Origin of the sequence: Streptomyces sp. NBC_00086 (genome assembly GCF_026343255.1) — a bacterium.
Classification (GTDB): domain Bacteria; phylum Actinomycetota; class Actinomycetes; order Streptomycetales; family Streptomycetaceae; genus Streptomyces.
Genome location: NZ_JAPELZ010000001.1, coordinates 1,319,324 through 1,345,152, shown reverse-complemented (window position 1 = coordinate 1,345,152; position 25,829 = coordinate 1,319,324). Strand labels below are relative to the sequence as shown.

14 protein-coding genes are annotated in these 25,829 nt (G+C 72.2%); 1 reads left to right on the top strand and 13 read right to left on the bottom strand.

Going from position 1 to position 25,829, the window contains the following annotated elements; translation table 11 throughout:
• Positions 1–4: 4 nt before the first annotated feature.
• The 13 genes from OG276_RS06065 to OG276_RS06005 all read right to left on the bottom strand — a co-directional run bounded on the left by OG276_RS06065 (position 5) and on the right by OG276_RS06005 (position 22,353).
• Positions 5–1,357: an ABC transporter ATP-binding protein gene (locus OG276_RS06065; protein ID WP_266903439.1), complete on the bottom strand. Its 1,353-nt coding sequence runs from the start codon at positions 1,355–1,357 to the stop codon at positions 5–7.
• A 289-nt stretch (positions 1,358–1,646) separates the two neighbouring features.
• Positions 1,647–4,019 carry a PQQ-binding-like beta-propeller repeat protein gene (locus OG276_RS06060; RefSeq protein WP_266903438.1) on the bottom strand — a complete coding sequence of 791 codons (2,373 nt, stop codon included), beginning with the start codon at positions 4,017–4,019 and terminating at the stop codon, positions 1,647–1,649.
• 138 nt (positions 4,020–4,157) lie between these two features.
• The gene (locus OG276_RS06055; protein WP_266903437.1) at positions 4,158–5,759 is read right to left on the bottom strand and encodes an amino acid adenylation domain-containing protein; all 1,602 of its coding nucleotides are present in this window, start codon (positions 5,757–5,759) and stop codon (positions 4,158–4,160) included.
• Between the two features lie 63 nt (positions 5,760–5,822).
• The gene (locus OG276_RS06050) at positions 5,823–8,264 is read right to left on the bottom strand and encodes an amino acid adenylation domain-containing protein (protein ID WP_266903436.1); all 2,442 of its coding nucleotides are present in this window, start codon (positions 8,262–8,264) and stop codon (positions 5,823–5,825) included.
• 25 nt (positions 8,265–8,289) lie between these two features.
• The gene (gene glyA, locus OG276_RS06045) at positions 8,290–9,666 is read right to left on the bottom strand and encodes a serine hydroxymethyltransferase (protein WP_266903435.1); all 1,377 of its coding nucleotides are present in this window, start codon (positions 9,664–9,666) and stop codon (positions 8,290–8,292) included.
• Positions 9,663–10,349 (bottom strand): thioesterase II family protein, encoded by a 687-nt coding sequence (locus OG276_RS06040; protein WP_266903434.1) that lies wholly within the window; start codon positions 10,347–10,349, stop codon positions 9,663–9,665. Before OG276_RS06040 ends, glyA begins: the two co-directional genes overlap by 4 nt.
• On the bottom strand, positions 10,346–11,653 hold the full coding sequence (locus tag OG276_RS06035) for a condensation domain-containing protein (RefSeq protein WP_266903433.1): 1,308 nt from the start codon (positions 11,651–11,653) through the stop codon (positions 10,346–10,348). The genes OG276_RS06040 and OG276_RS06035 overlap by 4 nt, the downstream gene beginning before the upstream one ends.
• On the bottom strand, positions 11,646–13,043 hold the full coding sequence (locus OG276_RS06030) for an MFS transporter (RefSeq protein ID WP_266903432.1): 1,398 nt from the start codon (positions 13,041–13,043) through the stop codon (positions 11,646–11,648). The genes OG276_RS06035 and OG276_RS06030 overlap by 8 nt, the downstream gene beginning before the upstream one ends.
• On the bottom strand, positions 13,040–14,815 hold the full coding sequence (locus OG276_RS06025) for a condensation domain-containing protein (protein ID WP_266903431.1): 1,776 nt from the start codon (positions 14,813–14,815) through the stop codon (positions 13,040–13,042). The genes OG276_RS06030 and OG276_RS06025 overlap by 4 nt, the downstream gene beginning before the upstream one ends.
• Positions 14,812–15,945: a MupA/Atu3671 family FMN-dependent luciferase-like monooxygenase gene (locus OG276_RS06020; protein ID WP_266903430.1), complete on the bottom strand. Its 1,134-nt coding sequence runs from the start codon at positions 15,943–15,945 to the stop codon at positions 14,812–14,814. The genes OG276_RS06025 and OG276_RS06020 overlap by 4 nt, the downstream gene beginning before the upstream one ends.
• On the bottom strand, positions 15,942–18,974 hold the full coding sequence (locus OG276_RS06015; RefSeq protein WP_266903429.1) for a type I polyketide synthase: 3,033 nt from the start codon (positions 18,972–18,974) through the stop codon (positions 15,942–15,944). Before OG276_RS06015 ends, OG276_RS06020 begins: the two co-directional genes overlap by 4 nt.
• Positions 18,971–22,078 (bottom strand): amino acid adenylation domain-containing protein, encoded by a 3,108-nt coding sequence (locus OG276_RS06010; protein WP_266903428.1) that lies wholly within the window; start codon positions 22,076–22,078, stop codon positions 18,971–18,973. Before OG276_RS06010 ends, OG276_RS06015 begins: the two co-directional genes overlap by 4 nt.
• A gap of 2 nt (positions 22,079–22,080) precedes the next feature.
• Positions 22,081–22,353 (bottom strand): phosphopantetheine-binding protein, encoded by a 273-nt coding sequence (locus OG276_RS06005; RefSeq protein ID WP_266903427.1) that lies wholly within the window; start codon positions 22,351–22,353, stop codon positions 22,081–22,083.
• 332 nt (positions 22,354–22,685) lie between these two features.
• Between OG276_RS06005 and OG276_RS06000 the strand changes: the two genes are divergently transcribed.
• A complete protein-coding gene (locus OG276_RS06000; RefSeq protein WP_266903426.1) occupies positions 22,686–25,820 on the top strand; it encodes an amino acid adenylation domain-containing protein in 3,135 nt (1,044 codons plus the stop codon).
• Positions 25,821–25,829: the final 9 nt, after the last annotated feature.

Below are 25,829 nucleotides of genomic sequence, written 5' to 3'. Positions count from 1 at the left end.
GGAACTACCTCTCCAGTGGTGTGAACCCGTCCCCGGCCGGAGACACCCGACGCCCCGTGTGGTCGAAGACGTACAGCTGCCCCAGATCGACCAGCAGGGGGATCTGGGCCCCCACCCGCACTCGGACATGGGGTCCCGTGCGCACCACGAGGTCGCTGCGCACCGCGCCCAACCGTTCCGGTGCGGCACCGGCGTCCGGCCCCTGGATGGATTCCGGCGGCGGGTCGAGGACGGCCACCGACCCGGACAGCCGTTCCACGGCCCGGTCCCTGAACCGGCCGAGGCCGCTCTGCCGCTGCTTGCGGGCGCGCCGGGTCGCGACCGTCTGACGGGGCGCCTCCAGATCCGTGACCACCGCGGGTCGTGAGCCCGTGTCCACGTGGACCAGCGCCTCGTGTCCCTGGTATTCGACGTGCTCGACGATGCCCGTGATCGCCACCTCACCCGGCCGCGCCTGGCTCGGCGGGGCGATCCTCACCGCCTCCGACCGCAGGCCGACGATGATCGGGCGCCCTTGCTGGATCCGGAGCAGCTGGTGATCGGTGCTCAGGGGTTCGGGCAGGGTGAGCCGGTGCCGGCCCAGATCGACCCACATTCCGGCGCCCAGCGGGGCGTGGACGACGGCCTGGAGGAGGCTGATGCGGGGCGTGCCGATGAACGCGGCGACGAACACGTTCGCGGGGAGGGCGTAAGTGTCGCGCGGTGAGCTGACCTGTTGCAGGACGCCGCCGCGCATGACGGCCACGCGATGGCCGAGGGACATGGCCTCGGACTGATCATGCGTCACATAGACGGTGGTGACGCCCAGTTCGGCAGTCAGCCGGGCGATCTCGGCCCGCAGGTGGCTGCGCAGCTTCGAGTCCAGACTCGAAAGCGGCTCGTCCATCAGGAACACCGACGGCTTGCGGGAGATGGCCCGGCCCATCGCGACCCGCTGGCGCTCGCCGCCGGAGAGCTGTCCGGGGAAGCGATCGAGGAGATCCTCGATGCCCAGCATCCGGGCCGTCGCCTCCACCTGCGGCTCGTGATCACCACGGGGGTCGCGCAGCTTCAGCGGGAAGCCGATGTTGGCGCGCCCCGTCATGTTCGGATACAGCGCGAAGCTCTGGAACACCATCGCGATGTCCCGCTCGCTCGGCGGCATGTGGTTGGCGTACTCGCCGTCGAGGAACAGCGCGCCCTCGGTGATGTCCTCCAGGCCCGCGATCATCCGCAGGACAGTGGACTTGCCGCAGCCCGAAGGCCCCAGCAGCACCAGGAACTCGCCCGGCTCTACGGTGAGGGAGACGCGCTCGACGGCGAGGGAGTTGCGCCCGTACCTCTTGCTGACATCGCGCAACACGATGGAACGACTCATGACGGTCCGTCCGGAGCTCGGAATGGTGGGGTGAGTGCGGGGGGTGGGGGAGTTGAGGTCAGAAGTTAGCCCAGGCCTCCCCGCCGAGGGAACGCCTTGGCGCAACATCGGGGGATCCGGTCCCGGGCGATGGTCCCCGGCCGCCCGGTGGCGCGGGGAAAGTCGGCTTCCCGGTCAGTGAGTTGATCGCCCGGATCCTTGACCTCGGCAGGGAACGCGCGTTAGGTTCCCGCCGGGGGAGAGCGCTCTCCTGCGCTCGACCCGGGCGATCTGCAACCGTGGTGACCGACTACACCTTGAGGGCGTGGAGGGTTCCGTCGATCCCGACCAGGAGCTTGTCCGGGGTCGGGACGGGGGAGCCGTCGGTGAGTTGGATGCCGGGGATCGTCCAGCGGAAGCGTCCGGTGCGGTGGTCCAGGCAGCACAGCGTCTTGTCGCCATCGCCGTGGATGTAGATGCCTTCGGCGCCGAGGACGAGGTCCGGATCGGGATCGTTGTCCACGACGGTGCTCCAGACCGTCGAGCCGTCGGCCTTGTTCACGGCGACGATCGTGGTGCCGTAACCGTAGATCATGTCGGATGCGGGGCGAAGGCCCGAATGCGGACCGTCGGACGCGTGCCAGCGCTCCTTGCCGGAGGAGAGCTCGTAGGCGAACAATCCGTGGCTGCCGGCGCCGACGTACACGGTGTCCGTGTGGATCACCAGCTCGACGCCTCCTCCGAGTCCGGGCACCTTGACGTTCCATTGCTCGGTGCCCGTCCTCAGCTCGAACGAGCTGACTCCGGCCGACCCGAAGACGACGACCGATCCGTCGGACACCGCGGTCACGGCTTCGCCGCCCGTATCCACCTGGTGTTCCCAGAGTGTCCGGCCATCCGCGAGGTTGATGGCGACCAGCTTCCCGTCCCCACTGACGATCGTCAGAGTGTCGTCCGCCGTGACCAGGGGCCCGGACTTCTTCTGAACGGTGTTGTACCGGCGGTTCCACACGCGTGAACCGCTGGTGGTGAAGCAGGAGATGAAGTATCCGTCGTCGAAGACGAGTCGGCCGCGGTGCTGGGAGAGCTGTCCCATGGGCCCATCGGCGGTCCACAGGCGTTTGCCGCTGCCGGCGTCCAGGACGTCGAGGCCGGAGGTGTGGAGGGCGGCCACCACGCCACCGACGGCCACGGGCGAATCGCCCGTACCGAATCCGTCCACGCCGTGGGTCCACCGGACGGATCCGTCCTTCAGGCTCACGGACCGCAGCGTGTCGCCGTTGTCCGTCACGTACAGCGTGGACCCCGACAAGCACGGGGTCGCGCGGACCCATCCGTCCAGTGGCCGGCTCCAGATCGTCCGCTCCTGCAACGGCACGGCGGCAGCACGGACCTCGGCCTCGTGGGCCCGTTGTGCTTCCTTGGCCTTGTCCTTGTTCTTGGCGTCGGTGTCCTTCGCCCGCTGATCCGCCTTACGGTCCTTCTCCCGGTCCTTCGTGTAGGAGTCGATCAGCGAGATGCCGCCGGCAGCGCCCGCCGCGATCACTGCCGCAGCCAGCGTCCCGCGCACCAGGGTCCGGCGGCTGGGCCGGATGGTGCTCAGGGGTGAGGCCGGGTCCGGTGAGGTGGCGCGAGCCCTCGCGGCATCGGGGGCGGGCTGCGTACGGGCTGACGGATCGCCGGCGTGCGTCACGGTCTCGGCGTGGTGCAAGGGCGGGGACGCGCCGGCCGGCTGAGCGGTCCCGCCGGGAGGGCCGAGATGGCCGGGAGGGCCGGAAGGGCGCCGAGGGAACGGTGGTGCGGTCAGGTGCCGGGCGGTCAGGCTGCGCTGTCCGATGGCGTCCAGGACGGTCGCCGGTACCCAGAACCGGGTGGGCGTGTAGCCGTCGGTGACTGCGCGGATGATCGTTCCCAGATCGGGGCGCGCCGCCGGGTCGGTGGCCAGGCACCGGGGTAAGAGGTCGGCGAGGACGGGATCGGAGACTCCGGACAGGTCCGGATCCATCGCCAGGGGCCGGGCCATGACGACGATCGGTGCTCCGGTTCCGTAGGGGTGCCGGCCCTGGGCGGCGAACGCGAGGACCGCGCCGAGTGCGAACACGTCCGCACGGGCGTCCGAGTCCTTGCCCCGCAGCACCTCGGGAGCGATGAATCCAGGGGTGCCGGGAGTCTGTCCGGTATGGGTGATGACGCTGTCATCGGCCGCGCGGGCGATCCCGAAGTCGATCAGATGGGCGCCGGACGCCCCCAGGATCACGTTGGACGGCTTCAGGTCCCGGTGGACCAGGCCTTCGGTGTGGACGGCGCTCAGCGCCTGCGCGAGTTGCGCCGCCAGGTGGTGGCAGGAGCCGGCCGGCAGAGCGCCATGGGCATCGATAGCCTCTGCCAGGGACAGGCCGGGAATGTACTCCGTGGCCAGCCACGGCAGTTCCGCGTGCGGATCGGCCGCGATCACTCGCGCCACCCCCACCGCCTTGACCCGTGCGGCGGCACGCACTTCACGCTGGAAACGGCGCCGGAACTCCTCGTTCCCCGCGTATTCGGGATGGATGACCTTGACCGCCAACAGGCCGTCGCCACCGTCCGAGGCCAGATACACCCGCCCCATCCCGCCCTGCCCCAGCCGGCTCAGGAGTCTGTAGCCGCCGAGAACCCGCGGATCCTGGCCTGTGAGCTCTTCCATCTTCCCCCCGGTCCGGACGGCAGGCGCACACGACGGCCACGGAGGCCGCGGGCGATCACGGTATCCGTTTCCCGTGACACGGGCCACCGGTTGCCCGTGTCATCAGGGTTCCGCTCGACCGGCACCCGTCCGGGGTCCTCACGATCCGGTTCCGGCTCCATGGGCGGCCCGTGCGGTGATCGCCGTGCGGTCGACCTTGCCGTTGGCGTTGAGCGGCAGCTCCGGGAGGTGCGTGATGCGGCCCGGAACCATGTACAGCGGTAGCAGTTCGCGGAGGAACGCGGTGAGTTCGGCCTGTGGCGTCTCCTCGCCGGCGTAGTAGGCGACCAGTACCGATTCGAGTTCCGTCTCGTGGACCACGGCCACGGCGTCGCGTACGGCGGGGTGCCGTGCCAGGGCGGTGTCGACCTCGCCCAGCTCGATGCGTTGGCCCCGGACCTTCACCTGGTGGTCCAGCCGGCCGAGGAACACCAGGGAATCTCCCTCCACTTGTACGCGGTCGCCCGTCCGATACCAGTGGTCCTTCGTCAGAGGGGTGGTCCCGTCGTGGACCACGGCGCGGCCGCCGGGGCTCCAGAGGAGGAAGCGGCCGGTGTCGTCGGCGGGATCCAGGTAGCCGTCGAAGCGCTGGTCGCCACGGACGCAGAGCTCACCCGTCTGCGAGGGCTCGCCCGACTCGTCGAGGATCACGTGCTCCACGTGAGCCGGAAGCCGGCCGATCGGAAGGGTTCCGTTGGAACCGGGCGCCTTGAGTGAATCCAGGGATCCGAGCGGCTGCTCGACGCAGCAGATCGCGACCTCGGTCGGACCGTAGCCGTTCCACAAGCGGGAGTTGGGGGCTGCCTCGGCCCACTGTCTGGCCTGCTCGGCGAGCAGGCGCTCCCCGCCGAACATCACGCCGGCGAGCGTCGGCATCGATCCCGGCGCGAGCGCGCCCGTGCGGGCCGCGATGCTCCCGACCGAGGGGACGCAGAACCAGTGCGTGATCCGCTTGGCGTTCACGAACGCCGACGGGCGGAACACGTCGTTCGGCCGGGGCACCACGAGGGCCGCGCCGACCGCCCAGGTGGCGAAGAGTTCGTACACCGCCACGTCGAAGGACAGCTCGACGTTCTGCGAGATGCGGTCCTCGGGGCCGAAGTCGTGATTGCCGATCAGCCACCAGAGCGCGGGCAGCACCCTGGCATGCCGTATCGGGACGCCGCGAGGCCGCCCGGTCGAGCCGGAGGTGTAGAGGATGTACGCGACGTCCTCCCGCGACGCCGGATGGACCGGAGCGAGCCGACCGTTCTCGGGCGCACCCGTCCTGAGCCGGGTCAGCTCGGGGTCGGTGACGGTCAGCAGGGCCGGACCGAGCTCCTCGGCCGGCTCCGCTTCCGGAGCGAAGAGCAGCTCGGCCTGTTGGGCGGCAGCCTGATCGGCGACGATCAGGTCCAGCTTCGTCGTCGCCGCGATGGTCCGGATCCGGGCGGAGGGGAAGGACGGGTTGAGCGGTACGACGGCCGCACCGAGGCGCAGCGCCGCCAGGTAGCCGGCGTAGGCGACCAGGCTGCGGGAGGCGAGCAGGCCGACCGTCTTCGGCCGGCCGTCGCCGCGTTCCGCCATGGACGTCGCCAACCCGGCCACCAGGTCATCCAGTTCGGAGTAGGTCAGGACCTCGCCCTGGACCTCCAGCGCGATCCGCTCGGGATGCCGCTCGGCGCTGGCGGCGAAGAGTTCGAAAAGGGTGGCAGGAGCCATGGCGCACGTCCTGTTCATCGGAATCCGAGAAGTTCCTGTGTACGGCGGTCCTGCCCGGCACGTTCAGGTGCCGGGCACGGTGGGGGCCGTGCCCACGGTGGCGCGCAGGTGCTCCGCCAGCGCCCGCACCGTGGGGTGCTGGAAGAGGTCGGCCCAGCGCAGGGCCGGATCGATCCTGGTCAGGCTGCGCAGCGCTCCCATCGAATCGCCGCCCAGCGCGAAGAAGTTGTCGTCGCGAAGCACCTCGTCCACGCCGAGCAGTTCCTGCCACACCGCGGCGATGCGCTCCTCCCAGGGACCGTCGGGGCGGTTCTCCCCGAGGTGGACCGGTACGGGGGCGGGGTCGGGCAGTGCCTTGCGGTCGAGCTTGCCGTTCGGGCTGAGCGGCATGGCGGCCACGACCACGACGGCGCGGGGAACCAGGTAGTCGGGCAGGGTGCGGGCGAGATGCCCGCGCAGGGCGGCCGGGTCCAGGTGGTGCCCGGAGCGGGCCGCCACGTAGCCGATCAGCCGGGGCGAGCCCTGCGCACCCGGCTTCGCGACGACGACGGCTTCCTTGACGCCCTCATGGGTGCGCAGCGCGGCTTCGATGTCACCCAGCTCCACCCGCAGGCCGTTGACCTTGACCTGGAAGTCCGAGCGGCCGAGCAGTTCGATCAGGCCGTCGGCCCCGTACCGGGCGATGTCGCCCGTGTGGTAGAGGCGTTCCCCTGACACCTCTCCGTACGACCAGTCGAAGAATCGCTCCGCCGTCCGTTCGGGCTGTTCCAGGTATCCGCGGGCCAGGCCCGTGCCCGCCAGGTGGAGCATGCCCGGGACGCCGGGGGGCACGGGCCGCCGGGCCTCATCGAGGATGTACGTGCGCTGGTTGGCCATCGGGTGGCCGTAGGGGATGCTCGTCCACCGGGGATCGACCGCCTCCACCTCGAAGATCGTCGAGTGGATGGAGGCCTCGGTGGCGCCGCCGAGGGAGATGAACCGAAGGGCGGGAGCCAGGGCTCGGATTCGGTCGGCCAGCGTGAGCGGGATCCAGTCGCCGCCGAGCATGGCCAGCCGTAGCCGGGGCAGCGGCCGGGCGCAATCCGTGGTCTCCAGGTGCTCCGTCATGAGTTCCAGCAGGGCCGGAGCGGAGTTCCAGACCGTCACGTGGTGCTCGTCCAGCAGGTGCGCCCAGTGCGCGGGGTCCTTGGCCCGGCCGGGGTCGGGCAGGACTACGGTGCCGCCCGCGGCCGTGATGCCGAGGAACTCGTAGACGGACATGTCGAAGCTGGGCGAGGAGAGTCCCAGCACGCGGTCCTGCGGGCCCAGCTCGAAGCGGGTGTTGAGGTCGGTGAGGTTGTTGAGGACACCGCGGTGACGCAGCGCGATCGGCTTGGGTTCACCGGTCGATCCCGAGGTGTAGATGACGTAGCAGAGGTCGTCGGGGCCCGCGCCGCTCTCGACGTCGTGCTCGGGGCCGGCTTGCAGCACTGCCCGGTCACGGTCGAGCAGCAGTAGCTCGGCCCGGTGGCCGTCCGCCGGAGACGGAAGGTTGCCGGCGAGGTCGCTGCGGCTGATCAGTGCGGCGCAGGAGGAGCCGGACACCATTGTCGCGAGGCGCTGTGCGGGATAGTCGGGGTCCAGGGGCACGTAGGCGCCGCCCGCCTTCAGTACGCCGAGGAGGGCGATCAGCAGCTCGGGCGAACGGTCCAGACAGATGCCGACGCAGGTGCCGGGGCCGACACCGAGTCCGCGCAGGTGGTGGGCGAGGCGGTTGGCCGACTCGTTCACCTGCCGGTAGGTCCACCGGTCGGCGCCGCTGATCACCGCGGTGGCGTCGGGTGCGCCGGCCGTCCGGTCCTCGAACTCCTGGTGCAGGCAGTCCCGATGGGCGAGAGGGGTCTGCGTGCTGTTCCACGTCACCAGGATCCGGTGCAGCTCGTCGGCCGTGAGCAGCCGCAGCTGTGACACCGGGCGGTCCGGCTCGGCGAGCGCGGCATCGAGCAGGGTGTGGAAGTGCCCGAGGAGGCGGTCGGCGGTCTCGGCGGCGAACAGCCCCGCATCGTAGTGGAGTTCGAGGCGGCGACCGTCCTCGCCGAGGGGCAGGAGGGCCATCTGGAGTCCCGCCGGAGCGCCGTCCGGTCCGGCCTCGCCCAACTCGACTCGGACGGCGGCGGGTACGGCGACCGTGCCCCTTCGGGCCGTGACCGCCTCGGTCAACTCGCCCACGGTCGGGTCGCCGACGAACGACAGCCCCACACCGACCGTCCCGGCCTCCTGCCAGTCGACCGGCAGGTTCATCGCGGTCTGCGCGGTCAGGCGATGGAGCAGCGCGCCGAGGGTGGCGACGAGGACGTCCTCGGGCACCCCGACGGCGGTCAGTGTCTTCTCGTACGCGGGATCGAGAAGGATGTGCCGCACGGCCGTGCGGCGAGGCGTCGCGGAGCGGTGCGGGTGGTCCGGCGGAAGGGGGAGCCGGGGTCCGGCGCCGTCCTGCGGCCTGCCGATGGTCTCGTTCGATGTCATGGTTCCCTCTTGGTGGCGGAGGCGTTCAGCGGCCGTAGCCCGGCAGTGGGTGTCGCGCGCACAGGCGGGCCACTTCACCCCGTACGTGTTCTCGTACCTCCGGGTCGAGGCGGTACGAGGTGTCCCCGAGAGCCGTGGTCGCGGTCAGGACGGTGTGCAGGAGACGGGCGCACTCGGCTGCCTCCGCCGGGCCCATGCCGCGCTGGGCCATGACGTTGCTGCCCAGCCGCAGGCCGCTGGTGACCAGCGGCGGCCTGGTGTCGCCGGGGATCCGGTTGCGGTTGGTGAGGATGCCGCAGTCCTCCGCGGCGCCCTCGGCGATCACCCCGGTCAGGCCCTGGCCGCGGAGGTCCAGCAGCACCATGTGGTTGTCGGTGCCACCGGTGAGCACCCGGTGCCCGCGGGCCTCCAGGGCGGCGGCCACGGCCTGGGCGTCCTCGATGATCAGGCGGGCGGTCCGCTGGAAGTCGGGGGTGGCGACCAGGCTCAGCGCGCGGGCCTTGGCGGCGATCGCCGCGGGGTTCGGCGTGCCCTGGGACTGCGGGAAGACCGCGCGCTGCATGAGGCCGGCGAGCGTGCCGCGGCCGCCCGGGGCGGGAGCGTCGTGGTCCCGGCCGATCAGGATCAATCCACCGCGCGGGCCGCCCAGTTGCTTGTAGGTGCTGGTGGTGGTGACGTGGGCGTGGTCGATCGGGCTGGGGTGTTCGCCGGTGGCGACCAGTCCGGCGATGTGGGAGATGTCCGCGACGAGATAGGCCCCGACGGAGTCCGCGATGGCGCGGAACCGGGCGAAGTCCATGGTGCGGGGGTAGGCGCTGGCGCCGGCGATCAGCACCTTGGGGCGGTGCAGGCGCGCGAGCGCGGCGACCTGGGCGTAGTCGATGCGGCCGTCGCGGTCCAGCCCGTAGTGGACGGCGTGGAAGTGGTTGCCGGTCATCGAGGCCCGGGAGCCGTGCGTCAGATGGCCGCCGGAGTCCAGGTCCAGGCTGAGCAGGGTTCCCCCGGGCGGGACGAGCGCGTTCAGCACGGCGAGATTCGCCGACGAGCACGAGTGCGGCTGGACGTTGGCGTAGAGGGCGCCGAAGGCGGCCTTGGCCCGGGTGACGGCCAGCCGTTCGACCGCGTCGAAGCGGACCGCGCCGGAATGGTAGCGGGCGCCCGGATAGCCCTCCGCGGTCACGTTGGCGATGGCCGCGCCGGCGGCGGCGAGCACGGAGGGGGCGGCGACGCTCGCGGAAGCCACCATGGCCAGGGTCGCCTGCTGGCCGGCGGCCTCGGCGTCCAGCAGGCCGGCCAGCTCCGGGTCTGCCGCGGTCAGGGCCTCGGCTCCGCGCAGCAGCAGGTCACGCTGGGTGGCCGGGGTGAAGGTCGGATCCGCCACGATGGCGGCGGGCGTGCTCACACCAGCTCCTCAAGCGTCTTCCACAGCTCGGACCACTGCTCCGTCAAGTACATGTGACCGCCGCCGAATTGGACCGTCCGGAACGCGCCGGAGGTGAACGTCGACCAGTCCAGCCACTCGGCGGCGGGCGCGAGGTGGTCCGCTTCGCCCCGGACGGCCGTGAGGGGCATGGGCAAAGGGGAGAGGGTGGACGGCGCGTAGCCGGCCAGCAGGTTGACGTCGGCGCGCATCGCCGGCAGCAGGATCGCGCGCAGAGCGGGGTCGGCGAAGGCCGCGATGGGCCGGCCGGCGATGGCCGCCGCCTGGGCCGCCACCTCCTCGTCGTCGCCGTCGAGCGCTTCGGCCTGGCGGTGGCGCGGGCTGACGGCGCCGCTGACGACGAGGTGATCGGGGACCGGGCCGCCGGTGGCCATCAGATGGTGCGTGGCCTCGTAGGCCAGTGTCGCGCCGAAGCTGTGCCCGAAGACGACGAACGGCTCCGTCCCGGCAGCCGCCCGGATGCGTTCCGCGGTGCCGGCCGCGGCCTCGGCCATGGTCGCGTAGAAGGGCTCCGTGAACTCCTCCTCCCGGCCCGGGACTTGGATGGGAACGGCCCGTAGGACCGCGGAATCCCGGTGCAGCCAGGGGCGGAAGACCCCGGCTCCCGCACCCGCGTACGGCAGGCACATCAGCCTGATGGTCATGCGGGGCCTTCCGTGGTGAGGGTGCGTGGTGAGTCGCAGGAGGCGGCCAGACGGCCGAGGTGATCGTGAAAGGCGTTCAGGAGCCCGGGCAGATGCTGCGGCCAGGGCCCGTTCAGCGAGGCCTGGGCGATGCACTCCAGGGTCCCGTCGGGCATCTCGCCGACTTGGAGCTGGATCTCGGCCTGCCCGCCGATCGGCCTCACCGGCAGGGCGCGCATCCGTACCGGGCCTGCCGGGTGCTCGGCACGCCGCCAGCTCTCGAAGGCGAACAGGGCCTGGTAGACGGGCATCCGGCGGCTCGCGGTGGTCCGTACGGCCCGGATGATCTCGTCGCAGGGCAGCTCGGCGCCCACAATGCCGTCGCCCACGGCGGCCCACACCCGCTGGACCACACCGGGTGCGGACAGCTCGGGCATCCGGACCGGCAGGGTGTTGATCAGGCAGCCCAGTTCGTCCAGCTGGTCGGGCTCCCGGGCGGCCACCGGGGTTCCGATGCAGAAGCCGGCCCCGCCGGTCAGTTCGGCGAGCGCCCTGCCGTAGGCGGCGAGCAGCACCGCGTACGGGGAGCAGGCGCTGCGCCGGGCCTGCTCGCGTACCGCTTGCCACCCGGCCGCCGGGTAGGCGGTGCGCACCTCGGCCATGCCGGCCGCCGCCAGCTCCCGCTGGCTCGGGCCGGTTGCGGCCGCCGTGCCGCCGATGGGGCCGGGCAGGTCGTCCGCACCGGTCAGCAGGGCGCGCCAGTGCGCCGCGAGCGTCGCGCGCCGCCCGGGATCGAGAGAGGGCACGGCCTGCCGCTCCCGTACGGGCAGGTGAGGGTCACCGCCGTCCACGGCCCGGGCATAGGCCTGAGCCAGGTCGGAGGCGAAGATCTCCTGGGACAGGCCGTCGAAGGCGATGTGGTGGACCGCCAGGAAGACCGTGGCGCCCTGCGCATCGGGTGCGACGGCTGCGCGGTGCACCCGCCCGGCGGTGATGTCGAAGGTTCCGGGCCCCAGCAGCGCGGCGGCGGCCTCGTCGAAGCCCGTGCCGGGAGCGAGGCGGAGCGCCGGCTCGGCGACCGACTCCGCGAGGAGTACGCGCACCACCTCGCCGTCCTCGATGCGGAAGCCGGTACGCAGGGCCTCCTGGCGGTGCGCCACCGCGGCCAGCGCGGCGTCGAGCGACGGGAGGTCGACCGGCCCGTCGGCGCGGACGTGGGCGAGAACCCAGTTGGCGGGGCTCGACGGGGCGATCCGCTCACCGAGCCAGAACTGCCGTTCCAGCGCGGAGGCGGGCCGCACCCGCCCCTCGGAGCGGTCAGTCACGGGCCTGTTCCTTGACCGTCCCGCGGGACGTCCCCTGCGGGCCCCCTGCCGCCGTGTCCACCGTGGTCGCCGTGTCCGCTGCGTCTGCCGCGTCTGCCGCGTCCGCCGTGGTCGGCGTCCCGGCTCCCGGGTCCGGCTCCTCGGGCAGGGGCGGGGTGTCCATGTCGTGCAGTGCACGCCGGCGCAGCGAGACGAGGACCAGGACGAGGTAACTGGTACCGAAGACGAACAGGGTCCAGCGCAGGCCGATGCCGTCGATGGCCCAGCCGGCCGCCAGGATGCCCACCGGGGCGGCGCTCATCGCGACCGCTCCGGTCAGCGCGAAGACCCGTCCGCGCATGGCCTCGGGAACCTTCTCCAGCATCACGGTGGAGAGCGCCGGATTGAGCGGTCCGGCAGCCAGTCCGAGGAGGAAGGAGACCGCGATGCTCAGGACCGGGCCGAGCTCGGCGCCGAAGGCCAGCCGCAGCACACCGATGACCGCGAAGCATCCCAGCAGGGTCCAGCGGCGGCTGGTGAGCAGGCGCTTGCTGGCGGGACCGTAGAGGAAGGTGCCGGCCACGGCGCCGCAACCGGAGGCGGCCAGCAGCCAGCCGAGGTACTGGCCGCCGCCGAGCACCTGGTCGGAGTAGACCGGCAGGATGACCGGGGCGAAGGCGTCGTCGAGGAGGTTGGTGACGAAGACGAACGCCGTCATCGCGCCGATCACGGGGATCTGCTTGACCAGCGCCACGCCCTCGGTGAGCTGGCGCAGGAAGCCCTGCTGCCGGGAGCCGGGCGCGATCTTCCCGGCCGGCAGGGCCAGGGCGATCAGGAGCGCGGAGAGCAGGAAGGTCGCGGAGTCGATGTACATGCCGAGCACCGGACCGGCGGCGACGGCGAGCAGGCCGGCCAGCGGCGCGCCGATCAGGAGACCGAGCCTGGGACCGGCCTGGAGCCATGAGTTGGCGCTCTCCAGCCGTACTCCGGCCAGTTCGGCGAGCGGCTTGATCGTGCTCTGCCGGGCGGCGCCGCTCGGCGTCGAGCCGAGGCTGCGGACGAAGAGCAGTCCCATCAGGACCGGCAGCGAGAGTCCCACGGTGTCGTTGAGGAGCGGGATCAGGCCGATGAACACGCCGGCGAGGAGATCGCAGAACACGCTCACCCACTTCCCGCCGACGCGGTCGATCCAGACCCCGCCGACCGCTCCGGCGAAGATCAGCGGCAGGGTGTTGGCGAAGCCGGCCAGGCCGGTGGAGAACGAGCTGCCGGTCACTCCGAGGACGTACAGCGGCACCGTCACCAACGTCACCGCGTTGCCGAACGAGGACAGGTAGTGGGCGATCAGCAGGATCACCAGAGGCCGGCGACGGCGCACCACTGCGGCTTCGGACGGGGGGGCCGGGGTCATCGGTTCTCCTTGTGCACACCGCGGGTGGCGGCGAAGAGGTCTTCGAGGTACTGCTCCGAGACCCCGGCCCGGCCGGGTATCTCGGTGGCGGAGGCGCCGTCGGCCAGGACGGGGTTCCCTCGCGACAGCAGCAGTTCGGCGAGGGCGCCGGGAGTGGTCCGGGAGTCGATGTCCCGGGGACCGACGGTGAACCCCCGGGCCTTCAGCAGCCGGGCCAGGCGTACGGCCAGCAGCGGAGTGCCGCCGCTCGCGGCGAAACCCTCGTGCGCGGCGGTCGAGGGCACGGCGAGCGCCTCACACCATGCGGCGGTGACGATCGCCCCGGCCTCGTCGCGCGGGCTGGTGAGCGGTGTGTCGGGGGCGGTCGCGAAGAGCTCCACCAACTGCAGCAGCCGTCGGGCCAGGCGCTCCACGGTCTCCGGCTCGAAGAGCGCCGTACGGTACTCGAACCGCCCGTAGACGAGGTCGCCCAGATGCCACCAGGCGACCGTCGCATCCATCGACGAAATGCCCTCGGGCACCGCGTTCGCGTAGACGACGGCGCCGGGCACCTCGTAGGCGACCGTCTCGGCGAGATCGAGGTGGACGAGCATGGTCTTCAGGAGCGGATAGCTGTGGACGGACCGTTCGGGCGCGGCGGCCCGCACGATCTCGCCGAACGGCGTCTCGTGGTGTTCCGCGACGGCGGCGCCCGCCGCCTGGGTGGCGGCCAGGATGGCGTTCGGGGTCGCCTCCTCGGGGATCCGGATCCGGATCGGCACATTGGTGAGCAGGAAGCCGACCATGTCCTTGACCGCCGCCTGGCTGCGGGTCACGCTCGGCACCCCGATGACGATGTCCCGTACGCCGCTCTCCTCGAAGAGCAGAGCGGCGTACGCGGCGGTCATCGCGTTGGCGACGGTGCTGCGCGCCTGCTTGGCACGGGCGATGAAGGCGGCCGCCGTCTCCTTGTCCAGTACGAAGTTGTACTGGCGGCCGGTCCGGTCCTCGGTCTCGGTGGAGTGGTCGTACGGCAGGAGCGGCTTGTCGGGGAGGTCGGCAAGGTACTCGCGCCAGAAGGCGCGGTGCCGCTCGCCGTTCTCGCTCGCGAAGTAGTCCCGCTGCCACTGCGCGTAGTCGCCGAACTGGACCGGGAGTTCCGGCAGTTGCGCTTCCCTGCCCTCCTTGACGGACCGGTACGCCTCTATCAGCTCCTGGTTCAGCCGGACGTAGGACCACTGGTCGGTGAACGAGTGCGGCATGGTCTGGACGATCTGGTGGTCGCCACCGCCCAGGTGCGCCACCCCGATCCGCAGCACCGGATCGCGCGAGAGGTCGAAGGGCTTTCGGACCTGCTGCCGGACGTACGCGGCCCGGCGCTGCTCCCGCTCGTCCTCGGGCCCGTGCGCCAGATCCGTGAATTCGAGGTCGGCCCCGCGGTCCGGGTGCAGCCGCAGGCGTGGCTGTACGCCGTCCACCTCGATGGAACAGCGCAGCAGCTCGTGCCGGCGCACCACGGTGTCCACCGCGGTGGTGAAGGCCTGCCGGTCGAACTCGCCGAGGAAGCGCAGCCCGAACCCCAGGGTGTAGGTGGTGGTGCCGGGGTAGAGCTGGTCGAGGATCCAGAGCCGTTCCTGGTCCATGCCGACGGGGAAGGTGTCGCGCGGGCCGGGCCTGGGCCGCAGGGGACTGCGGCCCGAGCGGTTCTGGGACAGCCGGGCCGCCAGAGCGGCCCGCTGCCGCGGATCGAGCCCGGCGAGGCGGGCCGCGAGCGCGGCCTTGTCGGAGCTCATCGGGCACGCTCCGCGGGTACACAGGCGAACAGGGCGGGCAGGGCCGCCAGCACTTCGGCGGTGGGCAGGCCGAAGTCCACCAGGAATCCCACTTCGTCGACGCCCGCCGCCTTCAACTGGCCCAGCACCGCGGCGGCCTTCTCCGGTGGGCCGAGCAGCGAGGGGCCCGACAGGAAGTTGAGGTAGGCGCTCTCCAGGAGCAGTTCCTCGTCCTCGCCGGGAACGGCCGTGGTCTGGTTGCGGTACGCCCTCAGATAGCCGTGCATGGCGGGCCGCAGGAAGTCCTCCAGGTCGGGCCGGTCGCTGACGTAGGCGTGCACCATCGTCACCACATCGCCTTCTCCCGCGTGACCGGCGAGGCGCCATGCCTCGCGGTAGCGGGCGATGTTCTCCCGCAGCACGGGCAGCGTCTGGCCGAGCAGCGCCGTCATCACCCCGTACCCCGCACGTCCGGCGGCGGCGAACGTCTCCGGATTGCCGGCCGATGTGAGCCACACCGGCAGCTCGGGCTGTACGGGTCGGGGGCCGGTGCGGACGGCGGCCCGGCCGCCCGCGGTGGTGGGGTGGCTCACCGCCTCGCCCCGCCAGTGCGCCCGTACCTGCTCGATGATCTGCCCGGTGCTCTCGCGGCGTTGCGCGTAGTCCGTGCGGGAGAGCACGAAGTCGTCCGGGTGCCAGCCGCTGGCGAACGAGATGCCGGTGCGCCCGCCCGACAGGTTGTCGACCATCGACCATTCCTCGGCGACCCGCGCCGCGTGGTGCAGTGGCGCGGCCACGCTGCCGGCCCGGATGTGCAGCTTCTCGGTGCGCACGGCGATGGCGGCCGCCAGCACCGCCGGGTTCGGCGAATGGCCGCCGAAGTCCACGAAGTGCCGCTCCGGCAGCCAGACGGCGTGCAGTCCCGCCGTGTCCGCCAGGGCCGTCGAGTCCAGGACGAAGCGGTAGTACTCCGGCGCGGGGACGGCGTCGGCGCTGGCGAAGAGGTACAGGCTCTGCCGGGCCGGCGCGCCCGAAGCCCCGGCGCCGGTGTCCGTGGCAGCGGTACGGCTGGTGCTCCGGCGCATCTCCTGGCCGATCAGGCGCCGCTGTTCGGGCGTCAGGGCGGCCAGCCGCCGGGACAGGTCGTTCACTGGGTGTCCTCCATCTCGTCGAGCAGGCGGAGGAGTTCGGCGTCATCGCGCCCGGCGGCGAGCTCCTCGGCGCGGGCGACGAACGCGGAGAGGTCGGAGTGCTCGTAGAGGTCTCCGAGGCCCGCGCCGAGCAGCAGGGCGTCGTTGACCACGGAGATGAGCTGGGCGGCCTGCAGCGAAGTGCCGCCGAGGGCGAAGAAGTTGTCCGACGGGCCGAGCGGGTCGCCGCCGAACGCCTCCTGCCAGATGCCGGTGATCACGGTGGCGATCTCCCCGCCGTCCTCTGCCGGCTCCTCCGGCCGGGGCAGGCCTTCGACACCCTGATCCCGGGCCTGTACGGAGTCGCCCGCCGGGGCGGGAGAAGGCGCGGGGAGCGGGGCGTCGATCCAGTGCCGGGTGGCCGCGAAGGGGTAGCCGGGGAGGGCCGTGGGCCGGAGGGGCCTGGGCGGCTCGAAGTCCACCGCGCAACCGGCCGCCCACAACCGGGCCAGCGCGTCCTCCCAGGCCAGTACCTCATCCTGGCCGGACCGGCCGAGCATCTCGATGACCCTCGGCGCCGGCTCCCCGCCCTGGACCCGGGCCGCCCTGCGCACCGGGTTGGTGAGCGCCCGGCCCTGGTGGAGGCCGACGACCACATCGGGACGTCCGGCCAGCAGGGTCCGGACCCCGTCCGCCAGACGCACGGTTCCGCGCAACTGCGCGGCCCAGTAAGACGCGTCGGTCGCCTGGGCGTCGGTCAACGCGGATCCGGTGAGATTGGAGATGACCGTGAGCCGGGGAGCCGACAGGCTCGTAGCGCCGAGGAACTCCCCGAACCGGTCCGCGGCCAGCTGCATCGCCTCGGAATGGAAGGCGTGGGCGGTGCCGAGCCTGATCGTCACGAGCCCGCGCTCGGCGCACCGCCGCTCCAGCTCGGTCACCGCGTCGAGTCCGCCGCCGAGCACCGTCGCGTCGGGGCCGTTGACGCCGCAGACGTCGATGGGCAGCCCGGCCGCGAGATCCCGGGCGGCCCGCTCGCCCAGCGGGACGGCGAGCATCGCCCCGGCGGGTGCTTCACCCATCAGCGCCCCGCGCCGTACGACGGCCGCAGCGGCATCCTCGACGCTGAACACGCCCGCGTACGCGGCCGCGGTCAGTTCGCCGACGCTGTGCCCGAGCAGCGTGCCCGGGCGCACCCCGCGGCGTTCCAGCCGCCACAGGGACGCCAGACCGAGGCTGAAGAGCAACGGCTGCACCACGGCGGTGTCCAGGAGCCGCGGGTCCTCGCCCGGCCAGGCGGCGCTGCCGCGCAGATCCGGACCGCCGACGCGCAGCACGAGGTCGTGCAGCCGCGCGAGATCGGCCGCGAAGGCGGGGTCCTCCTCGGCCGACTGAGCGCCGATCCCCGCCAGACTCACGCCCTGTCCCGGCAACAGCACGGCCACCGCCGGCTCGGATACCGCCGGCCGGGGCCCGGCGTCCTTTGCGGTCTCCCGCAGGAACTCCTGCAGGCGTTCGCGAGCGGCCGCCGGCTCCGCGGGCAGGGCGACGGCCGCGCGGTGGGCGAGCCGGCGGCGCCCGTACCAGAGGGTGCCGAGCAGCGCGGGGAGCTCGGTGTCCGCACCGGCTCCGCCGAGCCAGTCGGCCAGGTGCGCGGCCTTGTCCCTCAGTGCCTGCGGGCCGGCGGCCGAGAGCACCGCCACACGGTGACCGGCGGATCCGGCCGCGGCTTCGGTGGGGCCCGGTGTCGCGTCGGCAGGGGCGAGGATCATGTGCGCGTTGGTACCGCCGAGGCCGAAGGAGCTGACGGCGGCCCCCCTCGGCAGCCGGCCGCCCCAAGGCTGAGCCTGACGGGGGATGAAGAAGCGGGCGTCGCCGAGCTCGGCGTCCGGACCGTCGCCCGGCTGGGCCGGCACCGGGGGGAGCACGTCGTGCTGGAGCGCCAGCACCGTCTTGATCAGGCCCAGCACACCGGCCGCGGTGTCGGTGTGGCCGATGTTCGGCTTCACCGTGCCGATCGCGCAGCGGGGACCGGCGGCGCCGGTCCCGTAGACCTCGGCGAGCGCGGCCAGTTCGACTTGGTCGCCGAGGACCGTTCCGGTGCCGTGGGCCTCGATGTGGCCGATGTCACCGGCGCTGAGCCCGGCGATTTCGAGGGCTTCACGGATCACCTCGGCCTGGCCGCGCGGGCTGGGCGCGGACATCGCCATCCGGTCGGCGCCGTCGTTGTTGACGGCGCTGGCGACGATGTGGGCCCGGGCGGGCCCGGGGCCGGCGGCGATGTCGGCCGACCGGCGCAGCACCACGACCCCCGCCCCGCTCGACGGGACCGTACCCAGGCTGCCCTGGGTGAAGCTGCGGCAGCGCCCGTCCGGCGAATGGATGCCGCCCTCGGACCAGTCGTACCGGGGCTGCTCGACCGGGAAGACGGTCACCCCGCCCGCGATGGCCACGTCGCACTCGTAGGTGAGCAGGCTGCGCACCGCCTGGTGAACGGCGACGAGGGAGGTCGAGCAGGCCGTCTGCACCGTGATGCTGGGACCGGTGAAGCCGAGCCGGTAGGAGAGCGAGGTGGCCAGGTAGTCGCGGGAGTTGCCGAACTGGATCTGCTCGAAGCCATGGGCCCGCACGGTCCGCCGGGCGGGAAGGACGTTGCCGTGCAGGTAGGAGTCGGGACCGCTGCCGACGAAGACGCCGACCCGGTCGGTGGAACGCTCGGTGTCCAGGCCCGCGTCCTCCAGCGCTTCCCAGACCAGTTCGCAGAGCACCCGGTGCTGGGGGTCGGTGAGGGCGGCGTGAGCGGGGGGCATGGCGAACAGCTCGGTGTCGAACTCGGCGAAACGGTCGATCTGCCCGGCGGGCAGTCCACCGCCGTCCGAGTCCGCGTCCGTATCCGCGTCCGTATCCGCGGAGGCCGTGGACGTGGCCCGGGCCGCCGGCAGCGATACCTCGCCGCGGACGAGGTTCGACCAGAAGGCCTCAGGGTTCGACGCCCCCGGGGCCCGAAGCGCCATCCCGATCACGGCAACGGCATTGTCCGGCTCTGTCATGCCCCGCTCCTTGCTGTGCGTACGGTCTGCGCGTCGTCCTGGCGTGAACCGAGGACGGCCGCCAGCCGACGGGGGGTCGAGTTGCGGAACACGTCGCGCACCTTGATGTCGGGGAAGCCCTGCTCCCGCAGGGCAGCGGCCAGCAGCACCGCCTGCACGGAGGTGCCTCCGAGGTCGAAGAAGTTGTCGTCCGGGTCGACGGGGACGCGAAGGACGTCCTGCCAGACGCCGGCCATGGCGGCCTCGGGGCCCGAGCGTTCGGCCCGCACCGCAACCGCGGCCGCGTCGCTCCGTGCCGGTTGCGGATCCGGGAGCCGGGCGGCGTCGAGCTTGCCGTTCGCGGTGAGCGGCAGCTCGGGCACCGCGGTGAGGGTGGCGGGCAGCAGGTACCCGGGGAGCCGCTCGGCGAGCAGCTGCCGGATGTCGGCGAGGTCCCCTTGAGCCTCGGTGACCACGTACGCGTCCACCCTGGCGGTCGAGGACCCGCCGGGCGTGCGGACCAGCGCCGCGGCGGCCTGGACCCTGCGGTCCTCCAGCAGGGCGTGCCGGATCTCGCCGAGTTCGATGCGGTGTCCGCGGATCTTCACCTGGTCGTCGAGCCGGCCCAGGTACTCCAGCGAGCCGTCGGCGAGGAAGCGTCCGAGGTCGCCGCTGCGGTAGAGCAGGCGCCGGTCGGGCCAACCCTTCAGATGGTCCTCGGAGAACCGGTCGGCGTTCAGCTCGGGCCGGTTCAGATAGCCCTGCGTCACACCGGCCCCGCCGACGTGGATCTCGCCGGGTACGCCGGGAGGAGCGGGGCGCCCGCGACCGTCCAGGACGTACATGTCCCACCCGGGCAGCGGCCGCCCGATCGAACGGCTGCCGCGCCGCGCCTCGGCGAGGTCGACGGTGTGCCACGTGCAGAAGACGGTGGTCTCGGTGATCCCGTACATGTTGACGGGCCGGCAGACGTCCGCCGGGTACCGGTCCAGCCAGGGCAGCAGCATGCCCCGGTCGAGGGCCTCGCCACCGAAGACGAGCAGGCGCACGGCGAGGCCTCCGCCCTGGAACGCCTCGGTGTTCAGCAGCTGGGCGAACGCGGACGGCGTCTGGTTGAGGACCGTCACGCCCTCGGTCCGCAGCAGGCCGTGGAAGGCCTCCGCGTCGCGCGAGACGTCGTACGGGACGACGACCAGGCGACCGCCGCTCAGCAGGCAGCCCCAGATCTCCCACACGGAGAAGTCGAAGGCGAGCGAGTGGAAGTACGACCACACGTCGTCCTTGCCCGGCGCGTACTCCCCGCGCGTCGCGGCCAGCAGGGCGGCCACGTTGCGATGGCTGACCAGGACGCCCTTGGGACGGCCGGTGGATCCGGAGGTGTAGATGACGTACGCGGTGGTGTCGGGGCCCACGGCCGGCAACGGCCGGGAGCCGTCTTCGGGTTCCGCGGTCACCGGGATGCTGCGCAGGCCTTCGATGTCGGCCAGCATCCCGGGCTGGGTGACGACGGTGCGCATCGCGGTGTCCTCGACGATGAAGGCGAGGCGCTGCGCGGGGTAGTCCGGGTCGAGGGGGACGTAGGCGGCGCCCGCACGCAGCACCGCGAGCACGGCGAGCACCTGGCCCACCCCGCGGTCCAGGCAGACACCGACCCGGTCGCCCACCCGGACACCCGCCTCGATCAGCGCGGCGGCCAGCGACCTGGATCGGTCGTCGAGTTCGCGGTAGCTGAGCCGGTCGTTCCCGCAGACCACGGCGGTGCGCCCGGCGGCATCACGGCTCTGCCGCTGGAACAGCTCGGTCAGCGCGGCCGCGGGCTCACCGAGCGCCTCGCCCCGGCCGGTCGCCAGCAGACGGGCGAGTTCGGCGGCCGGCAAGGTGTCCACCGCGTCGAGCCGCTGCCCGGGGTTCTCGGTGAAGGCGGCGAGTACGGACACCACCTGACGGCAGAACAGGGCGGCTGCCGTCTCGGTGACCAGGCTCCGCTGATGACGGAGCAGCATCCTGATGCCGGCCGGGCGGTCGGGCTCCTGGTACAGGCCGAGGGTCAACGGGAAATGGGCCGTCCCGAGCCCCTCGTCCCGGTGCGGAACGGCGAGCAGGTCCCCGTCCCGCAGCTCCGGCGGAGCGGCGATGGCCGAGACGACCAGCTGGGGTGCGGCGAGACCCGACTCCGGCAGGACGCTGGACAGTGGCAAGTCGGCGTCGCGGTAGGCCTGCACGCTGCGGCCGTGCACGGCCCGCAGGAAGTCGGTGACGAGGGAGTCCTCGTCAAGGTGCACCGGGATGGCCGCGGTGTTGTTGAAGTACCCGATGGTGGCGGCGTGCGCCGGCGAACGCCGGGAGACGGTGGTGCCGACGACCGGTCGGGCGCAGGCGGAGTTCCGGCCGAGAACGAAGCCGGCGGCGGCGAGGAAGACCGAATGGGCGGCGATCCCGAGTTCCGAGGCCAGCTTCCGGACGCCGTCGTGCAGGTGGGCGGGGACGTCCGCCTCGGCGGTGCCGCCTCCGGCGGCTCCCGTGCCGCCGGGCTCGCCCGCCCAGTCCAGGGAGGGGAGGGTGTCGGCGGCCGCCAGTTCGGCCCGGATCTCGGCCGCTCGTCCGGCCCGCCCGGGCAGCCGGTCGCGAGCCGCGGCCGACCAGTCGGCAAAGGTGTGGACGGGTTTCGTCTCCTCGCCCACCAGGAGCCGGCGTGCGATCAGCTCCAGGGACGGTGCGTCGACCACGAGGTGGTGCGCGACGAGTACGAGGTCGGCGGTTCCTGCCGGGTAGGTGAGGAGGGTCGCCCTCAGCAGCGGTCCGGTGGCGAGGTCCAGCGGGTGCGTCAGCTCGCTGTGCACCCGCAGGCGGGCTTCCGCGCCGTCGCGTTCGACCGGAAGGTCGACGCGGTGCAGACGCGGTCGGTTCGGCGCCGTCTCCAGGTACCAGGTCCCGCCGTCCTCCAGGACGCGCGCGGCGAGTACGGGATGGGTGTCGAGCAGGAGCTCGAACCGCTCGGCGAGCCGCACCGGGTCGAGCTTCCCGGTGATCCGGTAGACCGCGGTGACGTTGTAGGTGGCGGGGTCTTCCGCGGCCCGGTCGGCGGTGTAGAGGTCGACCTGGTTGGGGGCCAGTTCCCGGCGCATGGTCAGCTCCCCGCGTTGTCGATCGCGATCAGGCGGGCGATCGCGTCGGCCTCGGTCGCCTGCAGGACGTCGAGGTAGTCGATCTCCCGACCGGTCAGCTCGTAGATCCTGCCGACCAGGAGGACCGCACGGAACGAGTCGCCGCCGTTCTCCAGGAACCCCGTACCGATATTCGCCTCGGGGCCGAGGATTTCTCTCCAGAGTCCCTCGGCAACCTCCGCGGAATTATTTGCATTGCCGGGAAGGATTGGAGAAGAGTCAGTGTCGAATTCCATGGAAAAGCCCCCGTAGGCCGACGGTCTCGATTTCGCACTGCATCCGCGACCGTTTGGGCGCGATATCGACACGTAGCCGACGCTAAGTCAACTTACTGCCGATTGTCGGTCGATGAGCAGGGCGAACAGCCTTGGCGACGTTACAGAGCGCAGGTCAATCGAATCAATGTGACCCCGCTCACAGTGTCTTGAACCATTCCATCCGGCTGAATTTCGCCTGCGAATCACAGCCTCTGTGTATTTTCGGTGAAACTCGCTTGACAGGCAAAAATGATCTTCCTAGTGTGACCGGCAGAAATTCGGCCGAAATTTCCACTCGGGGGAGCTGTCCCATGTCGGGAAGCGAATGGGATGGGACTGCGGGCAGGTCTGCCGATCCCGGGCAGTTGAGGTTCTTCCTGCTCGACCAGCAAGGTGGCAGGGCGACACTGCTCCACCACATCAGCGTGCACGGCCCCGTCGATCCGGACCGGCTGCTCGCGGCCGCACGGGCGGTCTGCGAGGCGCAGCCGGCCCTGCGGACCTCGCTGCACCTGACTCCGGAAGGCCTGGTGCAGTACGCCCACCCCGCGTCCGACGTGGACATCACGGCCGAGCGGGCGGCCCGCGGGAGTGATCTCGCCGACCGGATCGCCGAGACCCGGGCCCCTTTCGAACACGGCGCGGGGCCGCTGTGCAGGATCCGGATCGTCACCACGCCGGACACCACCCACTGCTTGGTGGGCGTCCACCACGCGGTGTTCGACGAGGATTCCACCGGCGTCCTGATGCGGCAGCTCGCCCGTGCGTACGAGGAAGGGCCACAGGCCCTGCCCCACGCCACCCACCGCCCGAGGCTCCCGAGCCCCGAACGTGCCGCGATCCTGGACGCGTTCTGGTCCGGCCGGCTCGACGGCTGCCCCCAAGACGTGGCCCTTCCGCGGATCGCGTCCACGGGGCCGGGCGGGCACGGCATCGTGTCCGTGCCGCTCACCTCCGAGTCGGCCGCGACGCTGCGCCGGCGTGCGAGGGAAAGCGGCGCAACGCCCTTCGCCCAAGTGCTGGCCGCCGTCGCCGCCGTCATCGGCTGGTACGGCGGGACCGAGGACATCGTGCTCGCCACGGTCGCGGCCAACCGCACCCCACAGGACAGCGAAGTGATCGGCTGCCTGCAGAACACCCTCCCGGTCCGCCTGGAGCTGGCTGGGGCCGACACCACTTCGGTGCTCGACCGGGCGGTCGACGCACTCTTCGACGCCGTCGATCACGCCGATCTGCCCATCGAGGACATCCTCCGGCTGGTCGGAGCGGCGCGCAGCCCGGGGCGCAAACCGCTGACCCAGATCATCTGCACCCAGTCCACCGCTCCGGCCGCGCTCGACGTCGGCCCCCTGCGCTGGCAGCTCCTTCCTCCCGTCCCCACGGAGGCCGAGTACGAACTCGCCGTCACGCTCCACCAGGACCCCTCCGGCGCGCTCGCTCTGACGGTCGAGCACCAACTCGACGCACTGGCCGGGCCCGCGGCCCGGTTGTTCGCGGAGCACCTGATCCGGGCGCTCTCGGCGTTCGGGGCCACACCGGCCGTTCCCCTCACCGAGCTGGCCTTGTCCGACCCGGACGTACCGCCCCGGCGGGCCGTCACGCGCAGCCCCTGGGCGACGGTGGCGGACCGCGTCGGCGAGCACGCCCTGCGCCGGCCCGCGGCCGTCGCGCTCGTGACCGACCGGGAGCAGCTCGACTACGCCGAGCTCGACCGCCGCGTCCGGGGCCTTGCCGCCGTGCTGATGGAGGCGGGCGTGCGGCCCGGCGACCGGGTCGGCGTCTGTCTGCCGAGGACGGCGTCCCTGGTCGTCGCCCTGCTCGCCGTCTGGCGGGTGGGCGGGGCCTACGTTCCGCTGGACCCCCAGTACCCCGTCGGTCGACTGCGCCTGATGATCGAGGACACCCGGCCGGCCGCGGTGATCGGGGACGCGGTCCCGGGCCTGGTCCCGCAGGGCGTGGAGATCCCCGTACTCGCCCCGGACGCGGTGGCCGCCACCATGCCGGGACAGTGGCCGGTGGTGCGCCCGCAGGACCAGGCCTACGTCATCCACACCTCCGGCACGACCGGCAGGCCCAAGGGCGTGGTCGTCCGGCACGAGAATCTGTCCGCGCTCTTCGCGGCCTTCGAGGAACAGCTGCCCTCGACTCCCCGGGTGACCGTCGCCGGCACCAGCATCTCCTTCGACATCAGCGGGCTCGAAATGCACTGGCCCCTCGCCGCCGGTCGCACCGTACTGCTGACCAGCCACCGCGAGGTCGCCGACGCCCGGGTACCCCACGGCGCCCTCTACCAGTGCACCCCCACCATGGCCCGGATCCTGGCCGACGACCCGGCGGGCCGCCGGCTGCTGGGCGGGCTGGGTGCCCTGCTGGTCGGCGGCGAGCCCTTGCCCCGCGACCTGGCCGACCGGCTGACCGATCTGGTCCCCGGCCCCGTCCTCAACTGCTACGGCCCGACCGAGACCACCATCTGGTCCACCGTGTGGCGAGTGGTGCCCGGAGTTCCGGTACACATCGGTCACCCGCTGACCGGCCAGGAGTGCAGGGTGGTCGATGTCCATGGCCGTCGGATGCCACCGGGCGTCCCCGGCCGACTGCTGATCCTCGGGGAAGGCGTGAGCTCCGGCTACTGGGAGCAGCCGGAGCTGACCTCCGCGAAGTTCCGCGAGCACGAGGGCCGCCTCTGCTACGAAACCGGCGATCTGGCGGTCCTCGACCCCGAGCACGGAGTCCGCTTCCTCGGCCGGGCCGACACCCAGGTCAAGGTGCTCGGCCAGCGGATCGAACTGGCCGAAATCGAGTCCGTCCTGCGCGCGCACCCCACCGTCCGGGACGCCGTGGCCACGGTCACGGCCGACGGTACGGCCATCACCGCCTGCCTGGTCCCCACCGAACCGGGCTCCTCGAAGCAGGCGGTGCCCGCACCGGCGGCGTTCGTCGACGAGATGCGCCGCCACGCCGCGACCTCGCTCGTCGCGGCGATGATCCCCGCCCGCTGGCTGCTCGCCGCAGAGCTGCCCCAACTTCCCAACGGCAAGCTGGACCGGGCCACCGTGGCCGACTGGGCGGCCGAGGCCGCACCGGTCTCCCTCCCGCCGGCGGTCCCGGCAGCGGGGGAGCCCCCGGCCGCCGCCGAACTGGTCCGGGACACCTGGGAACACGTCCTCGGCGCTCCCGTAGCAGGGCTGGACACCGGGTTCTTCGACCTCGGTGGCACGTCCAGCGGCATCCTGCGGGTGCTCGCGCTCCTGCGGCGGCAGTACCCGCAGCTCCACGCGGCCGACCTCTTCCGTCATACGACGGTCCGCGCTCTGGCCCGCCATCTCGACGCCGTGGACGAGGACGCAGGCCCCGTGCATCCGGGGCCCTCCCGGCCCGCTGCGCGCGCCGCCGCGAGGAGCAGAGCCCTGGGCGGATGGCGCAGGCGGACCGAGCAATCTCCTTAGCGACACCGG

What these genes read in the sequence shown, in the direction of transcription:
- OG276_RS06065 (WP_266903439.1), bottom strand. Translation starts at nt 1,357, where the DNA reads ATGAGTCGTTCCATCGTGTTGCGCGATGTCAGCAAGAGGTACGGGCGC.
- OG276_RS06060 (WP_266903438.1), bottom strand. Translation starts at nt 4,019, where the DNA reads ATGGAAGAGCTCACAGGCCAGGATCCGCGGGTTCTCGGCGGCTACAGA.
- OG276_RS06055 (WP_266903437.1), bottom strand. Translation starts at nt 5,759, where the DNA reads ATGGCTCCTGCCACCCTTTTCGAACTCTTCGCCGCCAGCGCCGAGCGG.
- OG276_RS06050 (WP_266903436.1), bottom strand. Translation starts at nt 8,264, where the DNA reads ATGACATCGAACGAGACCATCGGCAGGCCGCAGGACGGCGCCGGACCC.
- OG276_RS06040 (WP_266903434.1), bottom strand. Translation starts at nt 10,349, where the DNA reads ATGACCATCAGGCTGATGTGCCTGCCGTACGCGGGTGCGGGAGCCGGG.
- OG276_RS06030 (WP_266903432.1), bottom strand. Translation starts at nt 13,043, where the DNA reads ATGACCCCGGCCCCCCCGTCCGAAGCCGCAGTGGTGCGCCGTCGCCGG.
- OG276_RS06025 (WP_266903431.1), bottom strand. Translation starts at nt 14,815, where the DNA reads ATGAGCTCCGACAAGGCCGCGCTCGCGGCCCGCCTCGCCGGGCTCGAT.
- OG276_RS06015 (WP_266903429.1), bottom strand. Translation starts at nt 18,974, where the DNA reads ATGACAGAGCCGGACAATGCCGTTGCCGTGATCGGGATGGCGCTTCGG.
- OG276_RS06010 (WP_266903428.1), bottom strand. Translation starts at nt 22,078, where the DNA reads ATGCGCCGGGAACTGGCCCCCAACCAGGTCGACCTCTACACCGCCGAC.
- OG276_RS06005 (WP_266903427.1), bottom strand. Translation starts at nt 22,353, where the DNA reads ATGGAATTCGACACTGACTCTTCTCCAATCCTTCCCGGCAATGCAAAT.
- OG276_RS06000 (WP_266903426.1), top strand. Translation starts at nt 22,686, where the DNA reads ATGTCGGGAAGCGAATGGGATGGGACTGCGGGCAGGTCTGCCGATCCC.